The sequence below is a fragment of the Streptomyces sp. NPDC093801 genome, assembly GCF_040701585.1.
In the GTDB taxonomy this organism is placed as follows: domain Bacteria; phylum Actinomycetota; class Actinomycetes; order Streptomycetales; family Streptomycetaceae; genus Streptomyces.
This window is the reverse complement of the sequence record NZ_JBFBDP010000001.1, coordinates 14,109-37,172: the sequence shown is the minus strand read 5'-3', so window position 1 is coordinate 37,172 and position 23,064 is coordinate 14,109. Positions and strand designations below refer to the sequence as shown.

The window sequence follows — 23,064 nt, the reverse complement described above, 5'->3', positions numbered from 1 at the left end:
TTCCCCGGATCCGCGGACCCATGCCGGGCGGGCGGGCGTCCGTCGTCCGCCCGGGGGACGTGAACATGAGTGCGCCCGGACGGGGTAGGCGCCGCACACGGCCGGCGCGGGCCGGCCCGTCCCCCGAGGAAAGGAAAGGAGAGGGCCATGCCCCGTGGCTCCTCCCCGAAGCGGGAGCGGCAGTACGAGCACATCAAGGACTCGGCGCTCGACCGCGGTGAGTCCGAGAAGCGGGCCGAGGAGATCGCCGCCCGGACGGTGAACAAGGAACGCGCCCGCTCCGGCGAGTCGAAGACGGCCAGCAGGTCGTCCATCGAGGACATGTCCTCGTCCAGGCGAGGCGGACAGCGGTCGCACAGCGGCGCGCAGGGGCCGACCAGGGACCAGCTCTACAACGAGGCCAGGCAGCGGAACATCAAGGGCCGCTCCCAGATGGACAAGGCGGAGCTCAAGGAGGCCCTCGGCCACTGAGACCGCCCCGTGAGGGGACCGCGCCGTGAGGGCCGGGCCCGCCGTGCCGGGGACGCGGGCCGCACCCCACCGGGCGCGGACGGTTGCGGTCGGGCAGGGTTCGGGGGTCGTGGGCGGGGCAGACGCAGGGCGGGCCCGCGGGGCGCGTCGTGGTCTTCCCCCCGATCCACGACCCCCGCGGTCCCGCCCGGCCCCCTCACCTTCCCCCCGGGGGGGCCGGGCATCTCGTGCGCGGCCCGCCCCCGCGCGGGTGTCAGCCGCGCGGGACGGCGCGGGCCAGGAAGTGGTGGGGGGCGTCCTCGTACGTGTCCAGGTGCCAGCCCGTGGCGGTGAGCGCGGGGCCGAGGTTGCGCGCGGCGAGGGGGTCGGCGGGGTCGAGCGGGCGGCCGTGGCGGGCGGCGCGTTCGGCGTGGCCGGAGGGGTGGAAGAGGAGCAGCACCCCGTCCGGTGCGGTGACGCGGGCCCATTCGCGCAGGGCGGCGTACGGGTCGGGCAGGTGGTTGAGGAGGCCCGCCGAGAACACCCCCCGCACCGATGCGCCGGCCAGCGGCAGGCGGGTGCAGTCGGCGGCCAGCAGCAGGCCGTGGCGGGTGCGGCCGTGCCGGGCCGCGGCCGCCAGCATGGCCGGGGTGAGGTCGATGCCCAGGACCTGCCCCGAGGGTCCCACCTGGGCGCGCAGGGCGGGCATGGCCCGGCCGGTGCCGCAGCCCAGGTCCAGTGCGAGCCCGCCGGGGGAGAGGCGCATCCGGGCGACGGCCGCCTCGTACGCCGGGGTCTGGTGGGCGAACCGCTCCTCCCAGTCGTCGGCCCGGCGGGTGAAGAAGGCGCGGGTCGCCGTGTGTGCGGAGCGGGTGGCGACGAGCGCCGCGAACCGGCCCAGGATCCGGCCGGCCCACGCGTCTACCGCGTCGGGCCCCTGGGGGAGGCAGCGCACCCCCCACCCGCCGGCCCCGACCCGGAAGGCCTGCTCGGGGTAGCCCGCGCAGGTGGCCAGGACCACCGTGCCGGCCGGCAGCTCCAGCGGTTCGGCGGCCGGCCGCAGTTCCGGGGAGGGCGGGCCGGCCCCGGCGAAGACCGGGTCGGTGCCGGCGGCCGGGGTGAGCCGTACCGTCCGGCCGGCGCCGGGCCCGCCGTCGGGTGCCCCGGCCGGAGCCCCCTCCTCCGCGAGGAGCCGCGCCCCGGTGCCCAGGGCGAGGACGGGAACCCCGGCGGCCAGCGCCTCCCGTACGAGCGCGCGGTCCGGGGAGAGGGTCCGGCCGGACCCCGGGGACCCGGGCCCGCCCAGCACGATCAGGCCCTCCGCGCCGCCGAGGTCGGAGGCCGCGGCCGCGGCGTCGTCCGCGAGCAGGACCCTGCGCGCGGTCAGGCCCGCCGAGGCGAGCACCTCGCACACGGCGGGCGCCGCCTCCGCGGAACCGTGCTCTACGACGACGACCGCCATGCCCACTCCTCGCATCCGAGCCCGTCACGGGAACGGCTTGGGGCCCCTGCGAGTCGAACACCGCGATCGGCGCGCAGGGGCCTCGGTCCGGTGATCCCGGGGCGGAGAGAGCCGCTCGTCCGTCCGGGGCCGGTGCGTGCCAGTCAACCAAGCGCCGCCCCGGCGGGGCGACTGGATCCGGACACGGAATCAGGCCGCTGGGGCCTGGGTGGGGACAGTTAATCATCCAAGAGGTGATCTCGCCATAATCGGCTGCACATGCAACCCGGAGTGGCGAATTCGCGCCGCTCGTGCGGATGCGGACGCGTCCCGTGCGGGGTCCGTTCCGAGGGAAGCCCGCGCCGGCCGGGCGAGGCCGGCGCGGACCGGAGGATTTCCGGCGGACCGCATCCGGGGGTGTCCCGGGCCTGGTCAAACGGGGGCCGCGTGCGCAAGGATCACGGCCGCACCACGCACACACCTCCCCACCCCCCGTCCCAGGAGGATCTGTATGGCTCGCCGCATATCCCGCGGCCTCGTCGCCGCGGCCACCGCCGCCGTGGCCACGCTCACCCTCGCCGGCCCGGTCTCCGCGCAGTCCGCGGGCGCCGGCGCGGCCGGCTCCGCCCTGCCCCGGGCGCGGATCTTCATGGTCAACCCCGTCCAGTCCTCCGGCGACCAGACGCTGACCGACGGCAAGGACGGCAACGCCGCCGTCCCCGAATCCGCGTACACCCTGGCCGCGCTGCGCAACCTCGACGGCAGCGGCTCCCTCTCCGGGAAGTGGGCTGCCGTGCGGTCGGAGACCGGCGGCGCGGCGCGGCTCGCGGACGTGGGCTCGTACAGCCGCAATGACGACCAGTTCGAGCAGGTCATGGCCTACTTCTGGGTCGACACGGCGCAGGAGTACCTGCAGAGCCTGGGCTTCGGCGGCGACCTGCCCGGCGCCAACGACCGCGTGCAGCCCGTCCGGATCAACCAGTGGGGCGCCGACAACTCCTTCTTCTCCGACAAGAAGGCCGAGATTCGCTTCGGCAAGGGCGGCGTGGACGACGCCGAGGACGCCGAGGTCATCGTCCACGAGTACGGGCACGCCGTGCACAACGCCCAGGTCCCCGGCTTCGGCACCTCCCCGGAGGCCGGAGCGATCGGCGAGGCCTTCGGCGACTACCTGGCCGTCTCCGTCGGCGACTACGCGGACGAGGCCCAAGGCTGGCCGCGCCGCACCGACCTGGCCTGCGTCGGCGACTGGGACTCGGTCGAGTACAGCGCGGCCCCGCACTGCCTGCGGCGCGTCGACGGGAACAAGGTCTACGCCGACCGCGTCGGCGAGGTCCACGCGGACGGGGAGATCTGGTCCCGGGCGCTGTTCGACATCCGGCAGGCGCTCGGTGCCCGCACGGCCGGCCGGATCATCGTCAATGCCCAGTTCGGCTTCCGCCCGGACACCGACTTCCGGGACGCCGCGCTGACGACCGTCGCGACCGCGGAGCGCATGTACGGCGCGGACGCGGCGGCCGCCGTGCGCGCGGCCTTCAGGGCCCGCCAGATCCCGGGCGTCTAGCCGGACGCGCGGGTGCCGCCGGCCCGGAGGCCGGCGGCACCCGCGCGGACGGGGCGTTCAGGCGTTCAGCAGGCGGTTGAAGAACGAGCGGTAGTGCTGGAGGGCCTGGCGGAGGTCCTCGGTCGCCACGTCGTCCCCGCGCTGCCACTGCCCCTCCAGCTCCTGTTTGTGCGAGGCGAAGGTGCCCGCGAGGCTCTGCATGACCTCGGCCACCAGGGTGTCCGCCGAGGTGACGGCCTCCCTCGGGTCGTCGACGAAACGGCCCTGGATCTCGCCCCAGGCCGTCCGGTACCGCTCGGCGTCCCCAGTGGCGAGCAGCGGCTGGCCGTCGCCGCCGTCGGCCGCGGTTCCGGTCCCTTCCCGCCCTTCCCGCGGCTCGCCGGGAAGCCGTCCGGCCGTCCTACCCTCCCCGGATCCCTCCTCGGACCCGTCCCCGGATCCGTCCGGGGAAACGCCGTGCGACAGGTCGTGCGACACCCCGTCCGTCCGGCCGGCCCCGGTCCGCTCGTCCTGTTCGTCCCGGTCGGCGGCGGAGCCGCCGGACAGCGTCTCCCCGGTCGCCTCGCCCGGGTAGACCGGGGGCCCCGTGCCCGTGCGCCCGGTGCCCGGGCCTGCCAGGTCCTCCGTGGTCAGGGGGGCTGCGCCCCGCTGCATCCCGTCGTGGGTGCCCATGTCACCGACTCCTCTGATCCGTCAGCAGTTCGTCGAACAGGGCGCGGTAGTGCACCATCGCCGCGCGCAGTTCCTCCGTGGTCGCCTGCCCGTCCGCGCTGCGCGACCTCACCTCGTGCGCCGTCCGGTAGTGCTCCAGCGTCCGCCCGTGTTCGACCGACAGGTCGCGGACGGCTCCTCGGTACCCGTCCGTCGGGTAGCCGCGTTCCCTCATCAGCTTCGCCACCAGGTCGTCGGCCTCGTCGACCGATCCCGCGGGCCGGTCCACGAAGTGCACCTGGACCTCGCTCCACCGGTCGGCGAACTGGCGCCGCCGTTCGGGGGGCAGTTCCCTGATGTCGAGTTCGTCGTGCCGGGCCTCGCGGGCCCGCAGGTCGCGTTCGGCGGCGAGGACGCCGCCCTTCTCGTCGACCGCGCGCTCGTACTCGGGCCCGAAGCGGCGGCGCAGGTGGCGCCGGCGCGCGAGCAGCGCCAGGGTCACGGTGATGGCGAGGACCACGATCACCGCGGCCACCACGACGGCTATGAGTGTGCTTGTCGACATCTCGGTCCTCCGTCCCGGGCACCTCGCGCCCGTACCAGCGCGGCTGCCCACCCCGTATGAGGGCAAACCATCTGCAAACACCCGGCGGAACTGCGCGTTCAGCCCAGCGGGTTGTGGGCGGGCGGCACCGCCTCCGAGGGCGGTACGGGGCCGGGGGCGGTGCCGTCGCCGAACGGGCGGCCGCCCAGGGCGGCCCGGCCGTGCGGCGCGAGCCAGCCGCGCGCGTCGGGTCCGGCCGGCACGATGCCGGTCGGATTGATGTCCGTGTGCACGAGGTGGTAGTGCCGTTTGACGTGGTCGAAGTCGACGGTGTCGCCGAAGCCGGGCGTCTGGAAGAGGTCCCGGGCGTACGCCCACAGCACCGGCATCTCGGTCAGCTTCTGCCGGTTGCACTTGAAGTGGCCGTGGTAGACGGCGTCGAAGCGCACGAGCGTGGTGAACAGCCGCACGTCCGCCTCCGTGATCGTCTCACCGACGAGGTAGCGGGACCGCTCCAGCCGCTCGGAGAGCCGGTCGAGCCGGTCGAAGAGCCGCCGGTACGCCTCTTCGTACGCCTCCTGGGAGCCGGCGAACCCGGCCCGGTAGACGCCGTTGTTCACGTCCCGGTAGACCATCTCGTTCACGGTGTCGATCTGCGGCCGCAGCTCCCGCGGGTAGAGCGCCGGGGCGCCCGCGCGGTGGTGGGCGGTCCACTGGAGCGACAGGTCGAGGGTGATCCGCGGGACGTCGTTCGTGACCACCTCGCCGGTCGGGACGTCGACGATCGCCGGCACCGTGATCCCCCGGTCGTAACCGGGGTCGCGGGCGAGGTAGGCCTCCCGGAGCCGCTCGATTCCGAGCACGGGGTCGCGTCCGCCGGGGTCGAGGCCGAAGCTCCAGCTGCGCTCGTCGTGGACCGGTCCGGCCACCGCCATGGGGAGGGCCTCCTCCAGCCCGAGGAGCCGCCGTACGATGATCGCCCGGTTCGCCCAGGGGCAGGCCCGGCTGACCACCAGGCGGTAGCGCCCGGGCTCCACACGGTACCCGTCCCGCCCGTCGGCGGTGATCCGTGTCGTCAGGTACCGGCTGTCCCGGGAGTACTCCTTGCCGGCGGTCACGTAGGCCACGCCCGGCGCCTACCCGGGGACGGCCGTGGTGAACGCCGCAGGGACGGGCTGTGAGGCGGCTGTGAACCAGCGGAATAGGGGGGTCCGGGGTGCGGGAAGAGTGCCGACAAGTTCTATATTCGTACGAACCATCCACGCGCGGCGGCCCGGCTGCGGTGATCAGGGGGGACGACAGGCATGGCCGACACCGACACCGTTCCGGGCAACCGGACGGAGTCCCGGAGTGCCCGCAAGCTCCAGCGCAAGGCACGCAGCCGCAAGCGCCTGGGCATAGCCGTGGCCGTCGTGGCCGTCGCCGGGGCCGCGGCCACGGCGTACGCCTTCACCCTGGGCGGCGACCCGGGGGCCGCGCGGCGCGACGCGAAGCTCGCGGCCTCGGAGAGCGCGGCCGAGGCGGCCGCAGCCGCGAAGGGCGCGGAGGAGCCGTGGGACGGCAAGGTCAAAGTGCTGGGCGACGGCTCCACCTCCTACACCGGGCCGCAGCCGAACCAGCTCAAGCCCGAGAAGCTCAAGCCCGGCGAGAAGCCGCCGCAGTTCGTGGTCTTCTCCTGGGACGGCGCCCTGGAAGGCGACGACCACCTCTTCTCGCACTTCCGGAAGGTGGCCAAGGACAGCAACGCCCACATGACCTTCTTCCTCACGGGCATCTACCTCCTGCCCGACGGCAAGAAGATGCTCTACCACCCCCCGCAGCACGGCCAGGGCGCGGCCGCCATCTCCTACCCGACCGTCCCGCACGTGAAGTCCACCCTGGGCCAGCTCCGCGGCGCCTGGACCGACGGCAACGAGATCGGGTCCCACTTCAACGGCCACTTCTGCGGCGCCAAGGGCGGCCAGGACTGGAGCGTCGACGAGTGGAAGAGCGAGATCGACCAGACGTACGCGTTCGTCAAGAACTGGAAGACGAACACCGGCTTCACCAATGAGGCGCCCCTGCCCTTCGACCCGGACCGCGAGGTCGTCGGCGGCCGCGCGCCCTGCCTGGAGGGCCAGAAGAACCTGCTGACCGCGATCAAGCCGTACGGCTGGCGCTACGACGCGAGCTCCTCGGGCGACTTCCAGCTGTGGCCGTCCAAGATGAACGGCATCTGGAACTTCCCCCTCCAGCTCGTGCCCCTCCAGGGCAAGGAGCTGCAGGTCCTCTCCATGGACTTCAACTTCCTCTACAACCAGTCCGGCGACAGCACCAAGGGCGACCCGTCGAAGTACGCGGGCTGGGAGGCGCAGACCCGCGGCTCCTACATGAACGGCTTCAACCGCGTCTACAACGGCAGCCGGGCGCCCATGTTCATCGGCAACCACTTCGAGGACTGGAACGGCGGCATCTACATGCAGGCCGTCGAGGACGTGATGCGCAACGTCTGCCCGCGCTCGGACGTCCGCTGCGTGTCCTTCAAGGAGCTGTCGGACTGGCTCGACGCCCAGGACCCCAAGGTCCTGGCCCAGCTGCGCATGCTGGACCCCGCCCAGGCGCCCGACTGGAACACGCTGGTCAAGTGAGTAGACCGGGGGCGGGGCCGCAGTCGCCTCCGGCCCCGCCCCCGGTCTACTTCACCGCCTTGATGTAGTCCGCCCACAGCCGCACCGCCCGGTCGCTGCCCGGCGTGCCCGGGGCGTCCCCGCCCAGCCCGGTCAGCGGCTGTGCGATCAGGTCGGTCAGCGCCATCCGGTAGACCACGACCGCCGTGGACTCCTTCTCGGTGTTCGCCACGAACCAGCCCGCCGTGTTCGCCGCCGTGGTCCCGGTCTTGCCCGCGGCGCCGGGGTGCGCCTTGGCCGCCGCCTTCGCCGAACCGTCGGTGACGGCGCCGCGCAGGGCCTCCGTCACCGAGCGGGCCGTCTTCGCCGACATCGCCCGGACCGGCTTCGGAGCCGCCTCCAGCGGCACCGCGGCGCCGTTGCGGGAGACCGAGCGCACCGAGTAGGGGTCGGTGTGCATGCCGTCGGCCGCGAAGGTCGCGTAGGCGCCGGCCATGCGGATCGCGCTGGGTTTGGAGTTCTCCCCGAGCGAGAACGTCGGGATCCGCGTGCCGAGGCTCGACGGCAGCAGGCCCGCCTTCCCCGCGAAGGCCTCCACCCGGTCGAGCCCGACGTCGAGCCCGAGCTGGAGCATCGGGGTGTTGACGGAGTTGGCGACGGCCTGCTGGAGGGTCACCTGCCCCCAGCTCTTGTTCCCGTCGTTGCGGCCCTTGACCACCTTGCCGCTGCGGTCCCAGTACGGCCCCTCCGGCGTCTGCACGGTCACCTGGTCGTTGCCGTCGTACACGGTGGCCGGGGTGACGGGCGTGCGGTCCTTGCCGCGCGTGCGCACCACCCCCTCCTCCAGTGCGGCGGCGTAGACGAGCGGGGTGAACGCCGTCCCGACCGGGATCGTGGTCGAGTTCGCCTGGTTGAACCCCTGCTTGAGGTAGTCGGGGCCGCCGTACACGGCGAGCAGCCGCCCGTCCGGGGCGACGCTCGCGGCGCCGATCTTCGCGTGCGTGTCGGTACCGGGCCGCTTCTCCGCGTCGAAGTCCTTCTGCGCCTTCTGCACGGCGTCCGTCAGCGCGGCCATGCGGGACTGGTCGAAGGTCGTGTAGACCTGGTAGCCGCCGAGGTCGAAGTCGGCGTCCTTGATGTGCCCGGCCTTGATCGCGTAGGCCTTGGCCAGCTCCACCAGGTAGCCGTTCTGCGCGCCGGGCGTGCCGGCCGTGCCGGGGCCGGTGGGCTCCGGGAACTTCGTGTACGTGGCCCGCTCCGCGGCCGTGAGCTGCCCGGTGTCGACCATGCGGTCCAGGATCCAGCTCCAGCGCTCCACGGCCCGCTTGTGGTTCTCCTCGCCGAGCGCGGGGTCGTACAGTCCGGCTCCCTTGAGGAGGGAGGCGAGGAAGGCGCCCTCGCTCGGGTCGAGCTTCGAGACGTCCTTGCCGTAGTACGCCTGGGAGGCGCGCTGGATGCCGTAGGTGCCGCGCCCGAACCAGCTGGTGTTGAGGTAGTCCTGGAGGATCTGCTTCTTGCCCGTCTGGTTGTCCAGCTTCAGGGCCAGCAGGATCTCGGTGAACTTCCGGGAGAGCGTGCGGTCCTGGTTCAGGTAGGCGTTCTTCACGTACTGCTGGGTGATGGTCGACCCGCCCTGGGTCTCGCCGCCCGTGAGGGCGGCGCGCACGGCGCGCAGGAACCCGGAGGGGGAGACTCCGGGGTCCGTGTAGAAGCTGGCGTTCTCCGCCGCGAGCACGGCTCCCTGGACCTTGGGGGGCACCTTGTCCAGCGGCATCTCCTGCCGGCTGACCCAGCCGGTCCGGGCCATGGTGGAGCCGTCGGCCCAGTAGTAGACGTTGTCCTGTTGTGTGGCGAAAGAGTTGAGGTCGTCGGGTATGTCCGTCGTGGCGTACGCGATGCCGACGAAGGCCGCGACGCCCGTGAACAGGTACAGGCAGGCGCCCAGCCACTGGCGCCAGGAGGGTATCCAGCGGCGCCAGCCGCTGCGGCCGGGTCTCGGGTAGGCCGGCCGCATCCGCCGCAGCAGCGGCAGCATCCGCCGCAGCAGCGGCCGGATCCGCGCCGGCAGCGGCCGCACGCGTGCGACGGCGGGCGCCAGGACCCGCGCCAGGACCGGCGCGAGCGCCCGCAGCCGGCCCGCTCCCGCGCGGGGGCGCCGGCGCGCCCCCGATCCGCCCAGGCGGCCCTGGGACGCCGCTCCGGCCGCGTCCGAGGGCGTGCGTCCGCCCCGAGACCGCCCTCTTCCGCCCGTATCCTGCCTGGCCACTGCGGATGCTCCCTCTTCCGTGCTTTCCGGGACACCCTAGATGCATTTGCTGTGAGCCGGTCGGGGTGGTCACCGCGCGCCGCCCCCGCGGCCCGCGGGCCCTCCCCGGTGACGAAGCGGAGTCGCACGGCTGCGCTGGCGGCCTGCTCCTACCGGGCATCGGGTGACAAAGCGGAACGCGCCGAATCAGTCGCCTAGTTGTGCGAAAATTCCGTCCTCCCGGTCCGTGTGGACCGGGTGACAAGGGGAAAACAGTGATACCTAAGAGGTTCAGGCCCGCCGCCATCGCGGCCCTGACCGTGGCCGTGGCGTCCGGAGGCTTCTTCGCCTACTCGGCAAACGCCGTCTCCGGGCCCGTCGAGGCCGACAAGGCCACCACCGAGACCTTCGCCCGCCTCGCGGACGACGTGCTCTCGCAGCGCACCCAGGCGCTGGTGGACGGCCAGACCGTGCGCCACGGCCACGGCCAGGGGGGCAAGAAGAAGGCCCGCGTGTCGGACGGGCTGAGGAAGGACGAGGCCGCGGCGATCCAGTCGCTGCGCGAGCGCAAGACGCGCCTGGCGCAGCTGGGCGAGGTCTACAGCGGCGCCGACACCAAGGTCACGGTCGACCGCGCCACGGTGACCGGCGACAAGGCGACCGTCCAGATCACCGAGCAGACCACGCTCACCTACAAGAAGGTGCACGGCGACGAGCCGTCGAACACCGACTTCAAGACGCGCTACGAGCTCACCCTCACCAGCAAGAAGGGCGGTGACTGGGAGCTCCAGACGATCAAGTCCCAGGAGAACGGCCCCGTAGCGGTCAACGAGCCCGTCGCCGCCAAGGCGGCCGTCGTCAAGGACGACGGCAACCAGTACCCGGACGGCACGCCCGCGTCCACCAAGTACCCGGCGACGGCCAAGCCCAAGACGCTGACCGGCGGTGCGTACAACTACACCGCCATGGCGCAGTACGCGGAGAAGTACTGGAGCAATTACAACCCGGCGTACCGCAAGTTCAGCGGCAACGGCGGCGACTGCACCAACTTCATCAGCCAGGCACTGAACGCGGGTGGATGGAAGCCGGTACCGGGCACCTCGACCGACTACCGCAACTGGTGGTACGACGGCGCCAAGCAGTCCGACTCGTGGGTCGGCGCCAACGAGTGGGCCTGGTTCACGCTGTCCAACCAGCGGGCCGCCAACCTGGCCAACGTCTACCAGCTGGACGTCGGCGACATCCTGCAGGCGGACTTCAACCGGGACGGGTCCAAGGACCACTCCATGATGGTGACGTACCGCAGCAAGGCCGGAATGCCTTACCTGACGTACCACTCCACCAACACGTACCGGAAGTCGCTCGCGAGCATCCTCGCGTCCTACCCGAACGCGACGTACTTCGCGTACCGCACCTGACCGACCGCCCCCACGGGCAGTCGCCGGCCCCTCCCGCCGCGGAACCACCGCGACGGGAGGGGCCTTTTTCGTACACAGGAGACCGAAAACCGCTGGTCGGGCCCTCAAACATCCCATCCGGAAAGATCACCGCATCGAAGTAATGCCCCGGGCATTTCACGGTCGATCGGCCGAGTCGGCCGTTACTGTTCCTCAGGATCTGGACGGATTCCCGGATATTCATCCTCTTTTTCCAGTTTTCCGAAGGAGAAGCTCGTCCGATGACGATTGACACCAGCCCGGAAGCACAGCTGCAGGAACCCCCCCAGCAGCAGAGCCTGAGCACGGCCGCGGCCCGCAACCTTGCCACCACCACCAAGTCCGCCCCGCAGATGCAGGAGATCACCTCCCGGTGGCTGCTGCGGACCCTCCCCTGGGTCGAGACCAAGGGCGGCACCTACCGGGTCAACCGCCGCCTCAGCTACACCGTCGGCGACGGCACCATCGACTTCGTCCAGGACGGCGCCAGCGTCCGCGTGATCCCCCGGGAGCTCGGCGAACTGGCCCTCCTGCGCGGCTTCGACGACGTCCAGGTGCTCACCGCGATCGCCGACCGCTGCGTCCAGCGCGACTTCCGGGCCGGCGAGGTCCTCGTCGAACGCGGCACCCCCGCCGACCAGATCCACCTCATCGCGCACGGCCGCATCAGCCAGACCTCCGTCGGCAAGTACGGCGACGAGGTCGCCGTGGCCGTCCTCGCCGACGGCGAGCGCTTCGGCGAGAACGCCCTGCTGGACGCCGACGCCACCTGGGACTACACCGCCACCGCCGACACCCCCGGCACCCTGCTCACGCTCTCCCGCGCGGAGTTCTCCGCCGTCGTGGCCCAGGCGCCCCACCTCCAGGAGCACATCCGCAAGTTCAGCTCCCTCCCGCTCCAGCGGCAGAACCGCCACGGCGAGGCCGAGATCGCCATGTCGGCCGGCCACACCGGCGAGGCCGAACTGCCCGGCGCCTTCGTCGACTACGAGCTCAACCCGCGCGAGTACGAACTCTCCGTCGCCCAGACCGTCCTGCGGGTCCACACCCGGGTCGCCGACCTCTACAACGGGCCGCACAACCAGACCGAGGAGCAGCTCAGGCTCACCATCGAGGCGCTGCGCGAGCGCCAGGAGCACGAGCTGATCAACAACCGGGAGTTCGGCCTGCTCCACAACGCCGACTTCAAGCAGCGGATCCAGACCCACTCCGGCCCGCCCACCCCGGACGACCTCGACGAGCTGCTCTGCCGCCGCCGCGGCACCCGCTTCCTCTTCGCCCACCCCAGGACGATCGCGGCGATCGGGCGCGAGTTCAACGCGCGCGGCCTCTACCCGGACCACGTCGACCTCGGCGGACAGCAGGTCCCGGCCTGGCGCGGGGTTCCGATCCTGCCCTGCAACAAGATCCCGATCACCAAGGAGAACACCAGCTCCATCCTCGCCATGCGCATCGGCGAGGACAACCAGGGCGTCATCGGCCTGCGCCAGACCGGCCTGCCCGAGGAGTACGAGCCCGGCCTGTCCGTGCGCTTCATGGGCATCGACGAGCGGTCGATCATCTCCTACCTGGTCTCCACCTACTACTCCGCCGCCATCCTCGTGCCCGACGCGCTCGGCGTGCTGGAGAACGTGCAGATCGCCCGCAAGCGCGACTAGGGCCACCGCACCACCACGGCCGCGACGGCCACGACAGCCCGGGCCGTCCCGGGCCGACCGAGCATGCCCGGGGCGCGGGACGGCCCACCCACCACACCAAGGAGCTACGGATGCCCGACCCCGGGCCCTCCCCCCAGCAGCCGGGCCCACCCGCCCCGGCGGCCCGCTTCGGGGCACCGGCCCTCGCCGACGCCCTCGCACCCGTCCACGCACCCGCCGGACCGGCCGTCGGCGCCGGGCGGGTCCTGCCCACCCGGCCGGTACGGCCCTTCGGCACCGCCCCGGTGGCGGAGGCCGCCGCACCCGAGCCCGTGGCCGTGCTGCCCGGCAACGCCGCGGGCGCGCACGCGGCCGACGCACTGCTGCGGATCCTGCGCGGTCCCAGCGGCCTGGGCACGGTGGGCCTGCACTGGGCCCGCAGCGAGGAACCCCCGGCCGCCCCGCAGCCCCCGGCCGCCCCGGAGCCGGCGGCCGCCCGGCCGATCCCGGGCCTCTACCACCACCCGGTGGCGGAGCCGGACCCCGTCCGGGTGGAGGAGCTCAGCCGCCGCATCAAGGCGTGGGCGGTGGACGAGGTCCAGGCCTTCCCCCCGGAATGGGAGGACCGGTTCGACGGCTTCTCCGTGAGCCGCTACATGGTGGCCTGCCACCCGGACGCCCCCACCATGGACCACCTGATGCTCGCGGCCCGGCTGATGGTCGCCGAGAACGTCGTCGACGACGCCTACTGCGAGGACGGGGCCACCACCCCCGACGTCGGCGGCCGGCTGCTCCTGGCGCACACGGCCCTCGACCCGGTCCACACGACGAAGGAGTACCAGCCGGCGTGGGAGGAGTCGCTCTCCTCGGACGCCGCCCGCCGCTCCTACCGGTCGGCCATGGAGTACTTCACCGCGGCGGCCACCCCGTCCCAGGCCGACCGCTTCCGGCACGACATGGCCCGGCTGCACCTGGGGTACCTCGCCGAGGCCTCCTGGGACGAGACGGAGTACGTCCCGGAGGTGTGGGAGTACCTGGCGATGCGCCAGTTCAACAACTTCCGCCCCTGCCCCACGATCACCGACACCGTCGGCGGCTACGAACTCCCGGCGGAGCTCCACGCGCTGCCCGCCATGCAGCGGGTCATCGCCCTCGCCGGCAACGCCACCACCCTCTCCAACGACCTCTACTCCTACATGAAGGAACTCAAGAGCCCCGGCAAGCACCTGAACCTGCCGGTGGTGATCGCCGAGAAGGAAGGTCTCTCCGACAAGGAGGCCTACCTGAAGGCGGTCGAGGTCCACAACGACCTCATGCACGAGTTCGAGGCCGAGTCCGCCGCGCTCGCCGCGGCCTGCCCCGACCCGCGCGTGGCCCGCTTCCTCAAGGGCGTGGCCGCCTGGGTCGACGGCAACCACTACTGGCACGCGTCCAACACCTACCGATACACACTGCCCGATTTCTGGTAAACGAGGGGACCTGTTTCATGACCAGCACCGTCAGCACCACCCCGTTCATCCCCGCTCCGGCGACGCCCTACCAGGGCGACATCGCCCGCTACTGGAACGAGGAGGCCAGGCCCGTCAACCTGCGCCTCGGCGACGTCGACGGCCTTTACCACCACCACTACGGCATCGGCGCCGTCGACCACGCCGCCCTCGGGGACACCGCGGACAGCGCATACGAGAAGAAGCTGGTCGCCGAACTGCACCGGCTGGAGTCGGCCCAGGCCGAGCTCCTCCTGGACCACCTCGGCGCCATCGGGCGCGACGACACGCTCGTGGACGCCGGCTGCGGCCGCGGCGGTTCGATGGTCATGGCCCACCAGCGCTTCGGCTGCAAGGTCGAGGGCGTGACGCTCTCCGCCAAGCAGGCCGACTTCGGGAACAACCGCGCCCGCGAACTGGGAATCGAGGAATCGGTTCACTCCCGCGTCTGCAACATGCTCGACATGCCCTTCGAGACAGGGCAGGCCGCCGGCTCCTGGAACAACGAGTCGAGCATGTACGTCGACCTGCACGACCTCATGGCCGAGCACTCCCGCGTGCTCGCGGTCGGCGGCCGCTACGTCACCATCACCGGCTGCTGGAACCCGCGTTACGGCCAGCCCTCCAAGTGGGTCTCCCAGATCAACGCCCACTTCGAGTGCAACATCCACTCCCGCCGCGAGTACCTGCGCGCCATGGCCGACAACCGCCTCGTCCCCCAGGCCGTGATCGACCTGACCCCCGACACCCTGCCCTACTGGGAGCTGCGGGCCACGTCCTCCCTGGTCACCGGGATCGAGGAGGCGTTCATCGAGTCGTACAAGGACGGCTCGTTCCAGTACGTCCTGATCGCGGCCGACCGCGTCTGACCCGGCGGCCGCCGCACGCGAACGCCGGGCCCGTCCACGACGGGCCCGGCGTTCCGGGTCGTTCAGGGGCGCTGGAGCGTGGCCACCAGGCCCGCGACGAGGTGCGCCCGCTCGGCCATGGCCCCGATCTCCACGTACTCGTGGTCGGCGTGGGCGCCCCCGCCGACCGCGCCGAGCCCGTCCAGCGTCGGAACGCCCAGTGCGGCCGTGAAGTTGCCGTCGCTGCCGCCGCCCACCGCCCGGGCCTCGATGCCGGGGAGCAGCCGCTGCGCCACCGCGAAGAGCCCGGCAGCCGCCGACTCGGGCATCGGGGGCCGGGTGATGGACCCCTCCACGGTGATCCGAGCCCCGGGCAGGTGCGGGGACAGCGCCGCGAAGGCGGACTCGACGCGCTCCCGTTCCTCCTCCGTCTCCACGCGCACGTCGACCACGACGGTGGCCTCCGCGGGGACGACGTTCTCCAGGGTGCCCGCGGCCGCGACGGTCGGGGTGACCGTCGTACCGGCCTCCGGACGGCCGAACCCCGCGATGTCCAGGACCTGGTGGGCCGCCTCGACCAGGGCGTTGACCCCGGCCGCCGGCTCCAGGCCGGCGTGGGAGGCCCGGCCGGCGATGGAGACCTGGAAGGCGCCGCAGCCCTTGCGCCCGGTCTTGAGGCCCCCGCCGTCGGCGGCGCCCTCCAGGACCAGCACGGCGCCGCAGGCGAGGGCGCGCTCCTCCAGGAGGGCCCGGGAGGACCGGGAGCCGACCTCCTCGTCGGCGGTCATCAGGATCTCGACGCCCGACCGGTCGGGGAGCGAGGCCAGGCCGTGGACCGCCTGCACGATGCCGCCCAGCATGTCGAACACCCCGGGGCCGGTCGCCCGGCCGTCCCGGACCGCGAAGGGGCGGCGCTCCAGGGTGCCCAGTGGGAACACCGTGTCGTGGTGGCCGAGGACCAGGACCCTGGGCTCGCCGCCGCCCGACCAGTGGACGTGCGGACCGGCATCGCTCTCGACCAGGACGGCCTGGCCGCCCAGACGGTGCTCGATGATCCCGGCCACGGCCTTCGCCGACGCCGCCAGGGCCTCCACGTCGCGCGAGGGGGACTCCACCTCGACGAGCGTGCGGAGGTCCTCGATCATCGCGTCGACGTCCACGGGGCCGCCCTTCTGCATCGTCACGTCGCACAGAGTAGTACTCCGTACGCCGTGACGGACGTCCGGCCCCGGCACCGGCGGTCGGTCCGCCGTCAGCGGCGGCTCCATTCCTCCGCCAGCAGCCGGTACGAGCGGACCCGGTCGGCGTGGTCGTGCGTGATCGTCGTGATCAGCAGCTCGTCGGCGCCGGTGGCCTCCCGGAGGCGTTCGAGGTGGTCGGCCACGGTCCGCGGCGAGCCCACGAACTGGGTCTCCACCCGGTCGGCGACCAGGGCGTGGTCGGCCTGCGACCAGTCGGTGGTCAGCGCGCGGGCCTCGTCGGGGGTGGGGAAGGGGATCGCCCCCTCGGCGGTGCGGATGCTGCGCACCCAGGGCGCGTACCCCGCGGCCAGCTCGCGCGCCTCGTCGTCGTCCGGGGCCACCACGACGTCCGCGGAGACGCTCAGGTACGGCCGGTCCAGGGCGGCGGACGGCTTGAAGGCGGCCCGGTAGCCCTCCGCCGCCTCCAGCACGGTCGCCGGGGTGACGTGGTAGTTCGCCGCGAACCGCAGTCCGTGCCGGCCGGCGGTCTCCGCGCTCTGCCCGCCGCTGCTGCCCAGGATCCACACCTCCACGTCCGCCCCCTCGCCGGGCACGGCCCGTGCCGCGATGCCCTCGGCGGACCGGTACTCGCCGCGCAGCAGCGCGAGCACGTCCTCGACCTGCTCCGCGTAGTCCTGGGGGCGGGCGCCGGGCAGGTTCAGCAGCTTCTGGTGGAGGGCCACGTTCGGGTGGCCGAGCAGAGGGGCGAACGAGAACCGCGCCGGGATCCGCAGGCCGTTCGGGGTGTACCCCTCGAAGGGCTCCCAGCCGGCCGGGCGCGGTGCCGGCGGCCCCGCCGAGCGGCCGAGGCCCAGGTCGAGGCGGCCCGGGTGGAGGGCGTCGATCAGGCCGAACTCCTCGACCGTGGAGAGCGCGGTGCGGTGGCCGAGCTGTACGGCGCCCGAGCCGATCCGGATCGAGGTGGTGGCGGAGGCGGTCAGCGCCAGGACCACCGCCGGGGAGCTGCTCGCGACACCGGGGTTGAGGTGGTGCTCGGCGAACCAGTAGCGGGCGTAGCCGAACCGCTCGGTCTGCCGGGCCAGGTCGATGCTGTGGTGCAGGGCGTCGGCGGCGGTGGAGCCGGAGGGGATCGGGATGAGGTCGAGGACCCCGAGGGGGATGCGGGACATGGCCGGGTCTCCTTGCGGGCCGGGTGACGGGGGAGCGGGGCCGGGGACCTCGCGGTGCGGAACCGGCGCGGTCCCCGGCGGAACAGTTCTAGCGACCCGCGGGGGGTGGCCGCGACAAGATCGTCGGGGCTCGGCCGGACACTCCGCACGCTGTGGCCGAAACCCCGGGGGTGGCGCGCCGGGCGGCCGGGCGGCTCACGGAGCCCCGGCCTGCGGTACGGCGAGCCCGAGGTGGTCGCGCAGGGTGCTGCCGGCGTACTCGGTGCGGAAGACCCCGCGTTCCTGGAGCAGCGGGACGACGGTGTCGGCGAATCCCTCCAGCCCGTCCGGGGTCAGGTGCGGGACGAGGATGAATCCGTCGGCGGCGTCCGCCTGCACCAGCCCGTCGATCGCGGCGGCGACCGTGGCGGGGGAGCCGACGAAGGTCTGCCGGCCGGTGGTCTCGATGACGAGTTCGCGGATGGAGAGGTTCTTGGCCTCGGCGAGCTCCCGCCACTGCCGGGCGGTGGCCAGGGGATCGCGGAACATCCGTACGCTCGCCCGCCCCAGGGCGACGGTGTTCTCGCCGGGCTCGGGGTCGACGTCGGGCAGCGGCCCGTCGGGGTCGTACCCCGAGAGGTCCCGGTTCCAGACCTGCTCCAGGTGGGCGAGGGCGGTGGCCCCGCTGACCTGGAGGCGGCGCACCTCGTGGGCGAGTTCGCGGGCCTCGGCGTCGGTGTCCCCGAGGACGAAGGTGGCGGCCGGAAGGATCTTGAGCTGGTCGTGCGTGCGCCCGTATGCGGCCAGCCTGCGCTTGACGTCCGAGTAGAAGGCCCGGCCCTCCTCCAGGCTCCCGTACCGGCCGAAGACGGCGTCGGCGCGGGCGGCGGCGAACTCGCGGCCCTCGTCGGAGTCCCCGGCCTGGAAGACCACCGGCCGGCCCTGGGGGCCGCGCGGCACGTTGAACCGGCCCTCGATGTCGAAGTGCCGCCCCCGGTGTGCGAAGGCCCCGGCCCGCGCGTCGCGCAGGAAGACGCCCGCGGCGGGGTCGGCGGCGATCTCCGTGCCGTCCCAGGAGTCGAACAGCTCGGTGGCGGTGGCCAGGAACTCCCGGGCCCGGGTGTAGCGGTCCTCGCGGGGCAGGAAGCCGCCGCGCCGGAAGTTCTCCCCGGTGAAGGCGTCCCAGGAGGTGACCACGTTCCAGGCGGCCCGGCCCCCGGAGAGGTGGTCGAGGGTGGCGAACTGGCGGGCCACCTCGTAGGGCTCGTTGAAGGTGGAGTTGATGGTGCCGGTGAGGCCGATCCGGTCGGTGACGGCGGCCAGGGCCGAGAGGACGGTGAAGGTGTCGGGCCGTCCCACCACGTCCAGGTCGTAGATCTTCCCGCCCTGTTCGCGCAGGCGCAGCCCCTCGGCGAGGAAGAGGAAGTCGAACCGGGCGCGCTCCGCGGTCCGCGCGAAGCGCACGAAGGAGTCGAACTCGATGTGGCTCCCGGCCGCCGGGTCGCTCCACACGGTGGTGTTGTTGACCCCGGGGAAGTGGGCCGCGAGGTGGATCTGCTTGGGCGGCTGGGCGCTCATCGTGTCCTTTCCGGGTGCGGGGTCAGGCCGAGGGGGCGGCGGCGTACCGGTTGGCGGGGCGCTGCAGGCCCAGCAGCCCGCGCAGCGTGGGGGCCGCGTACGCGGTTCTGAAGGCGCCCCGCCGCTGGAGTTCGGGCACCAGGGCGCGGGTGATGCGGGGGAGGTCGTGGGCGAGGACGGCCGGCCGCAGCCGGAAGCCGGTCAGGCCCGCCTCCCGCCACTCCAGGAGCAGGTCGGCGAGAGCGGCCGGGGTCCCCGTGAACACCGCCGCGTCGGTGGGGGCGGGCTGCCCCGCGGCCGCGTCGAGGCGGTCGCGGCGGGCGGCCGCCGCCGGCCCGTCCGCGTCCAGGAACACGGTGAGGTCGGCGAAGACGTGCGGCGCGCGGGCGTCCGCCGCCGCGGCGCGGGCCTCGTCCGCGTCCCGCGGGGTGACGTACACGAGGTCGACGGCTCCGGCCCCGGGTGCCACCGTGCCCGCCGAGGCCGTGACCGGTGGCTGCCCCTGGGGCGGGCGCGGGGTGATCGACGGCCCCCGGACGCTGAAGTGCCGCCCCGCGAAGTCGACGGGGTGGAGCTTGTCGCGGTCGACGAACCGGCCCGTGGCCACGTCGCGGATCTCGGCGTCGTCCTCCCAGCTGTCCCACAGTCTGCGGACCACCTCCACGTGGTCGGCGGCCTCCCCGGCCAGCTCGCCCACCGGCACCGGGAAGGTCCGGCGTCCGAAGTGCGCGGCCTCGTACGGCAGCGCGGAGGTCTGGACGCGCAGGCCGGCCCGGCCCCGGCTGACGTAGTCGAGGGTGGCGACGGCCTTCGAGACGTGGAAGGGCTCGGTGTGGGTGGCCGTCACGCTCGGGACCAGCCCGACGTGCCGGGTCAGCGGGGCGACCCGGGCGGCGGTGAGCACCGCGTCCAGCCGCCCGCGGACCCGGTCGGTGCGCTCGTCGGGCGTCACCGCCGAGGACGACTGGAGGGCCAGGCCGTCCTCGAAGGTGACGAAGTCGAGCAGGCCCGCCTCGGCTTCGGCCACCAGGCCGGCCCAGTGGCGGGCCGTGAACAGTTCCGCCGGCCGGGCACCCGGCTCGCGCCAGGCCGCCGGGTGCCAGCCGGCGCCGTCGAGGGCGACGGCGAGGTGGAGTTCGGACATGAGGACGACGCTAAGCGGGCGGGATGTACGGTACAACGACCGCTGTGTTAAAGGCATTTGGCGGTCGTGTTGCACCCCGGCGCGCACCGCCGGCCGGGGTGTGGCACGTCCTCGGACGGCGGCGGCCTCAGGCGGCCACGGCCTCCCGGGTGCGCGCCCCCTGCGCGGGCGGCGCCAGACGGCCCGTCCGGTGGAGCCCGTACAGGGCGGCCGTGCAGCCGAGGCCGAGCGCGAACAGTGCCAGCCAGGGCAGAGCGGACATCCCCGCCGCGCGGGCCGCGTCCAGCGCCGCCCCCGTGAGCAGGTTCCCCAGCGCGATGCCCACGCCGCAGACGGTGTTGTACAGCCCGTAGTGCGTCGCGACCAGGCGGTCCCCGGAGAGGCGGACGATGGTGTCCATCTCGAAGGGGTAGGCGATCATCGTCCCCACCGCCAGCAGCAGCGCCGACAGGGCCGGGGGCACCGCCGCCAGCAGCCGGGTCCCCGTCACCGAGTCCGGTACCGGCAGCGCCGTGGCGGCCAGCAGCGGGAGGAAGGCCGTGCCCATGGCCAGCAGCCCCCAGGCCAGGGCCCGGCCCGGCTCCATCCTGGCCTTGCACCAGGCGGTGACCCGGGTCTGGAAGAGGATCGTGCTCAGCCCGGAGACGGCGAACAGCACCGCCACCGCCGCCGTGCCGAAGCGGCCCTCGCCGCCGATCCGCCGGACCTCCAGCGGCAGCGCCATGTACACCTGGAAGTTCATCACGTACGAGCCGATCATGGCCACGGAGAACAGCAGGAACGGGCGGTTGCGCAGGATCCCGCGCCACTGCGCCAGCACGCCCTCCCGGTCCCCCGGCGCGCGCTCCGCCGCGGAGTCCGGGCCCCTCCGCCGGGGCAGGGCGCGGATCTGCACGAGGCTCAGCACCGCGAAGATCCCGGCCGCCACCAGGCAGGTGACCCGGAAGTCCACGCCCGTCAGCACCATGCCCACCAGCGGCCCCAGCAGGATCCCGGCCTGGTAGAACACGTTGAACAGGGCGAAGGCCTCGACGCGGCGCTCGCCCGCGTCGGCCGCCAGGTAGGCGCGGCTGGCCGGGTTGAACAGTGCCCCGGCCAGACCCGTCGCGGCGGAGGCGGCGAGGAGCGCGGGCACGGAGTCCACCAGGCCGAGCGTGGCGAAGCCGGCGATGCGCAGGACCAGTCCGGCGACGATCATCGGCTTGTAGCCGAGCCGGTCGGCCAGGGTGCCGCCGATGAGGAACATGCCCTGCTGGCTGAAGTTGCGGACGCCGAGGATCAGCCCGACCGTCCATCCCGCCAGCCCGAGCGGGCCGGCCAGGTGGGTGGCCAGGTAGGGCATGAGCATGTAGAAGCCGAGGTTGATGGTGAACTGGTTCACCATCAGCAGCCGGACGCTCCGCTCGTACGAGCGGACCTGTGCGAGAGTGCCCTTCATCAGGCGGGCACCCCCGCCCGCGTCAGGGTGAGCGGGTCGACCACGGAGGCGCAGCGGGTCCAGCGCGTGACCTCCTTCTCGTCCAGCCGCCCGATGGTCTCCGGCTCCGGCGGCGGCGGGGAGCCGAGCAGGCCGTGGGCCGCGCAGTAGTCGTCGTCGTACACGGTGCCGAGGTAGCGCTGGGGTCCGTCGGGGAAGACGGCCGCGATCCGGGCCTCGGCGGGCAGGGTGCGGGCCAGCCACCCGGCGACCAGGGCGACCGCGCCGACGCTCCAGCCGCCGGTGGCGTAGTGGGAGGAGGCCAGCTGGCGGCAGGTCCACACCGCCTCGCCCGGCGCGACCCAGTGCACCTCGGAGAACTGCTCGTAGGCGACGTTGCGGGGGTAGATGCTGGAGCCCAGGCCGCGCATCAGCCGGGTGCGGGCGGGCTGGCCGAAGATGGTGGAGCCGACGGTGTCCACGCCCACCACCTTCAGCCCGGGGTACAGCCGGCGCAGGACGCGCGAGACGCCCGCCGAGTGGCCCCCGGTGCCGACGCTGCACACCAGGACGTCGATGTGGCCGAGCTCGTTGGCCAGTTCGAGGGCCAGCGGGGTGTAGGCGGTGGTGTTGTCCGGGTTGTTGTACTGGTCCGGGCACCAGGAGCCGGGGTGCTCGCCCAGCAGTTCGGTGACGCGGTCCCGGCGCGCCTGCTGCCAGCCGCCGGCGGGGTGGGGATCGGAGACGACGTCGACCCGGGCCCCGTACGCCGTCAGCAGCCGGGTCATCGAGGGCTCCAGGCCGGGGTCGGTGACCAGGGTGACGGGGTGCCCGTGGACCATGCCGGCCAGGGCCAGGCCCAGGCCGAGGGTTCCGCTGGTGGACTCGATGATGCGGGCGCCGGGCTGCAGGTCCCCGCGGGCGCGGGCCCGCTCGACCATGTGCAGGCCGGGACGGTCCTTGATGCCGCCGGGGTTGAAGCCCTCCAGCTTCGCCCAGAAGCCGCGCCCCGCCGGGGACAGGGGCTCGGACACGCGCAGCAGGGGGGTGTTGCCAACCAGGCCGGAGAGGGTGGTGCGGGCGGGCGGGGTGACGTCGGTGGCCGAAGAATGCATGGTTCCGCTCTCGTTTGGTGGGGCGCCGGTGGGCGCTCTCGGGAAGGGTCGTGCCGCGGCAGGGCCGAGTTCCCCGCGGGGACCGCGTCGGCCTCTGCGAACGGGCGCACGGGAGCGGCCTAGAGCCGCCACCGACAGACGACGGCCAGAGTGGAACGTCCGGAACGGGCCCGGGCGGGCCCGCCGGCGGTGGCCGGCGCGGCGGCCGCGACGTGCGCCGGAGCCGCCGGGGGCCGGGCCTCTCCGGGGGTCGGGGTGGTGCCGGACCGGAGGGAGGGGGCCGGGTCGGAGGGGGAGCAGGCGAAGCCGTGGGCCGGGTCGGGGTGCGGGTGTCCTGCAGTACCCGTGGGTTCGGACTGGAGCGCGGCTCCAGCGGCCGGTGAGCCGTCCGCGACGGGCGCGTGCGCGGCGGAGGAGCAGGACAGGGCCGCGCACAGCAGCGCGCCGAGCAGCGCGACGAGCAGGACGGCACAACGGGTTGGAACGGGACGAGAAGGGCGGGCGTGGGGGTGGGTGGGCACCGTACCTCCGTGCGGCGGACGCGCCCCGGC

Annotated in this window: 19 protein-coding genes; 7 read left to right on the top strand and 12 right to left on the bottom strand. The window is 73.3% G+C overall.

Features of this window, described 5'->3' with window-relative positions:
* Positions 1-147: 147 nt before the first annotated feature.
* Positions 148-471: a plasmid stabilization protein gene (locus AB0469_RS00160; protein WP_366448999.1), complete on the top strand. Its 324-nt coding sequence runs from the start codon at positions 148-150 to the stop codon at positions 469-471.
* A gap of 253 nt (positions 472-724) precedes the next feature.
* On the opposite strand, the gene AB0469_RS00155 is transcribed toward AB0469_RS00160, so the two are convergent.
* Complete coding sequence (locus AB0469_RS00155) at positions 725-1,912, bottom strand: methyltransferase domain-containing protein (RefSeq protein ID WP_366448998.1); 1,188 nt, start codon at positions 1,910-1,912, stop codon at positions 725-727.
* 490 nt (positions 1,913-2,402) lie between these two features.
* On the opposite strand from AB0469_RS00155, the gene AB0469_RS00150 reads away from it, so the two are divergent.
* On the top strand, positions 2,403-3,455 hold the full coding sequence (locus tag AB0469_RS00150; RefSeq protein WP_366448997.1) for a M4 family metallopeptidase: 1,053 nt from the start codon (positions 2,403-2,405) through the stop codon (positions 3,453-3,455).
* A gap of 57 nt (positions 3,456-3,512) precedes the next feature.
* Here the strand turns inward: AB0469_RS00150 and AB0469_RS00145 are convergent, their stop codons facing one another.
* From AB0469_RS00145 to AB0469_RS00135, 3 genes are all read right to left on the bottom strand, one after another.
* Positions 3,513-4,127 carry a hypothetical protein gene (locus AB0469_RS00145; protein ID WP_366448996.1) on the bottom strand — a complete coding sequence of 205 codons (615 nt, stop codon included), beginning with the start codon at positions 4,125-4,127 and terminating at the stop codon, positions 3,513-3,515.
* Between the two features lies 1 nt (position 4,128).
* Positions 4,129-4,671 carry a hypothetical protein gene (locus AB0469_RS00140; RefSeq protein WP_366448995.1) on the bottom strand — a complete coding sequence of 181 codons (543 nt, stop codon included), beginning with the start codon at positions 4,669-4,671 and terminating at the stop codon, positions 4,129-4,131.
* Between the two features lie 98 nt (positions 4,672-4,769).
* Complete coding sequence (locus tag AB0469_RS00135) at positions 4,770-5,768, bottom strand: glutathione S-transferase C-terminal domain-containing protein (RefSeq protein ID WP_366449278.1); 999 nt, start codon at positions 5,766-5,768, stop codon at positions 4,770-4,772.
* A 186-nt stretch (positions 5,769-5,954) separates the two neighbouring features.
* On the opposite strand from AB0469_RS00135, the gene AB0469_RS00130 reads away from it, so the two are divergent.
* The gene (locus tag AB0469_RS00130; protein WP_366448994.1) at positions 5,955-7,277 is read left to right on the top strand and encodes a hypothetical protein; all 1,323 of its coding nucleotides are present in this window, start codon (positions 5,955-5,957) and stop codon (positions 7,275-7,277) included.
* Between the two features lie 46 nt (positions 7,278-7,323).
* Here the strand turns inward: AB0469_RS00130 and AB0469_RS00125 are convergent, their stop codons facing one another.
* A complete protein-coding gene (locus AB0469_RS00125; RefSeq protein ID WP_366449277.1) occupies positions 7,324-9,291 on the bottom strand; it encodes a transglycosylase domain-containing protein in 1,968 nt (655 codons plus the stop codon).
* Positions 9,292-9,776: 485 nt separating this feature from the next.
* Here AB0469_RS00125 and AB0469_RS00120 point away from each other — a divergent pair, with 485 nt between their 5' ends.
* The 4 genes from AB0469_RS00120 to AB0469_RS00105 all read left to right on the top strand — a co-directional run bounded on the left by AB0469_RS00120 (position 9,777) and on the right by AB0469_RS00105 (position 14,930).
* Positions 9,777-10,919: an amidase domain-containing protein gene (locus AB0469_RS00120; protein ID WP_366448993.1), complete on the top strand. Its 1,143-nt coding sequence runs from the start codon at positions 9,777-9,779 to the stop codon at positions 10,917-10,919.
* 260 nt (positions 10,920-11,179) lie between these two features.
* Positions 11,180-12,595, top strand: coding sequence for a family 2B encapsulin nanocompartment shell protein (locus AB0469_RS00115; RefSeq protein WP_366448992.1), 1,416 nt, complete (start codon positions 11,180-11,182; stop codon positions 12,593-12,595).
* A 110-nt stretch (positions 12,596-12,705) separates the two neighbouring features.
* Positions 12,706-14,043 (top strand): family 2 encapsulin nanocompartment cargo protein terpene cyclase, encoded by a 1,338-nt coding sequence (locus AB0469_RS00110; RefSeq protein ID WP_366448991.1) that lies wholly within the window; start codon positions 12,706-12,708, stop codon positions 14,041-14,043.
* Between the two features lie 17 nt (positions 14,044-14,060).
* Positions 14,061-14,930, top strand: coding sequence for a geranyl diphosphate 2-C-methyltransferase (locus AB0469_RS00105; protein WP_366448990.1), 870 nt, complete (start codon positions 14,061-14,063; stop codon positions 14,928-14,930).
* A gap of 62 nt (positions 14,931-14,992) precedes the next feature.
* Here AB0469_RS00105 and AB0469_RS00100 read toward each other — a convergent pair whose 3' ends face one another.
* The 7 genes from AB0469_RS00100 to AB0469_RS00070 form a co-directional block, all read right to left on the bottom strand.
* On the bottom strand, positions 14,993-16,087 hold the full coding sequence (locus AB0469_RS00100) for a M20/M25/M40 family metallo-hydrolase (protein ID WP_366449276.1): 1,095 nt from the start codon (positions 16,085-16,087) through the stop codon (positions 14,993-14,995).
* 74 nt (positions 16,088-16,161) lie between these two features.
* The gene (locus AB0469_RS00095) at positions 16,162-17,280 is read right to left on the bottom strand and encodes an LLM class flavin-dependent oxidoreductase (protein WP_366448989.1); all 1,119 of its coding nucleotides are present in this window, start codon (positions 17,278-17,280) and stop codon (positions 16,162-16,164) included.
* A gap of 195 nt (positions 17,281-17,475) precedes the next feature.
* Positions 17,476-18,837: an NtaA/DmoA family FMN-dependent monooxygenase gene (locus tag AB0469_RS00090; RefSeq protein WP_366448988.1), complete on the bottom strand. Its 1,362-nt coding sequence runs from the start codon at positions 18,835-18,837 to the stop codon at positions 17,476-17,478.
* 22 nt (positions 18,838-18,859) lie between these two features.
* Positions 18,860-19,981, bottom strand: coding sequence for an LLM class flavin-dependent oxidoreductase (locus AB0469_RS00085; protein WP_366448987.1), 1,122 nt, complete (start codon positions 19,979-19,981; stop codon positions 18,860-18,862).
* A 127-nt stretch (positions 19,982-20,108) separates the two neighbouring features.
* Positions 20,109-21,419, bottom strand: coding sequence for an MFS transporter (locus AB0469_RS00080; protein ID WP_366448986.1), 1,311 nt, complete (start codon positions 21,417-21,419; stop codon positions 20,109-20,111).
* Positions 21,419-22,513 (bottom strand): PLP-dependent cysteine synthase family protein, encoded by a 1,095-nt coding sequence (locus tag AB0469_RS00075; RefSeq protein ID WP_366448985.1) that lies wholly within the window; start codon positions 22,511-22,513, stop codon positions 21,419-21,421. The genes AB0469_RS00080 and AB0469_RS00075 overlap by 1 nt, the downstream gene beginning before the upstream one ends.
* A 119-nt stretch (positions 22,514-22,632) precedes the next feature.
* Entirely contained in the window at positions 22,633-23,034 is a 402-nt protein-coding gene (locus AB0469_RS00070) for a hypothetical protein (RefSeq protein ID WP_366448984.1), read from the bottom strand.
* Positions 23,035-23,064: the final 30 nt, after the last annotated feature.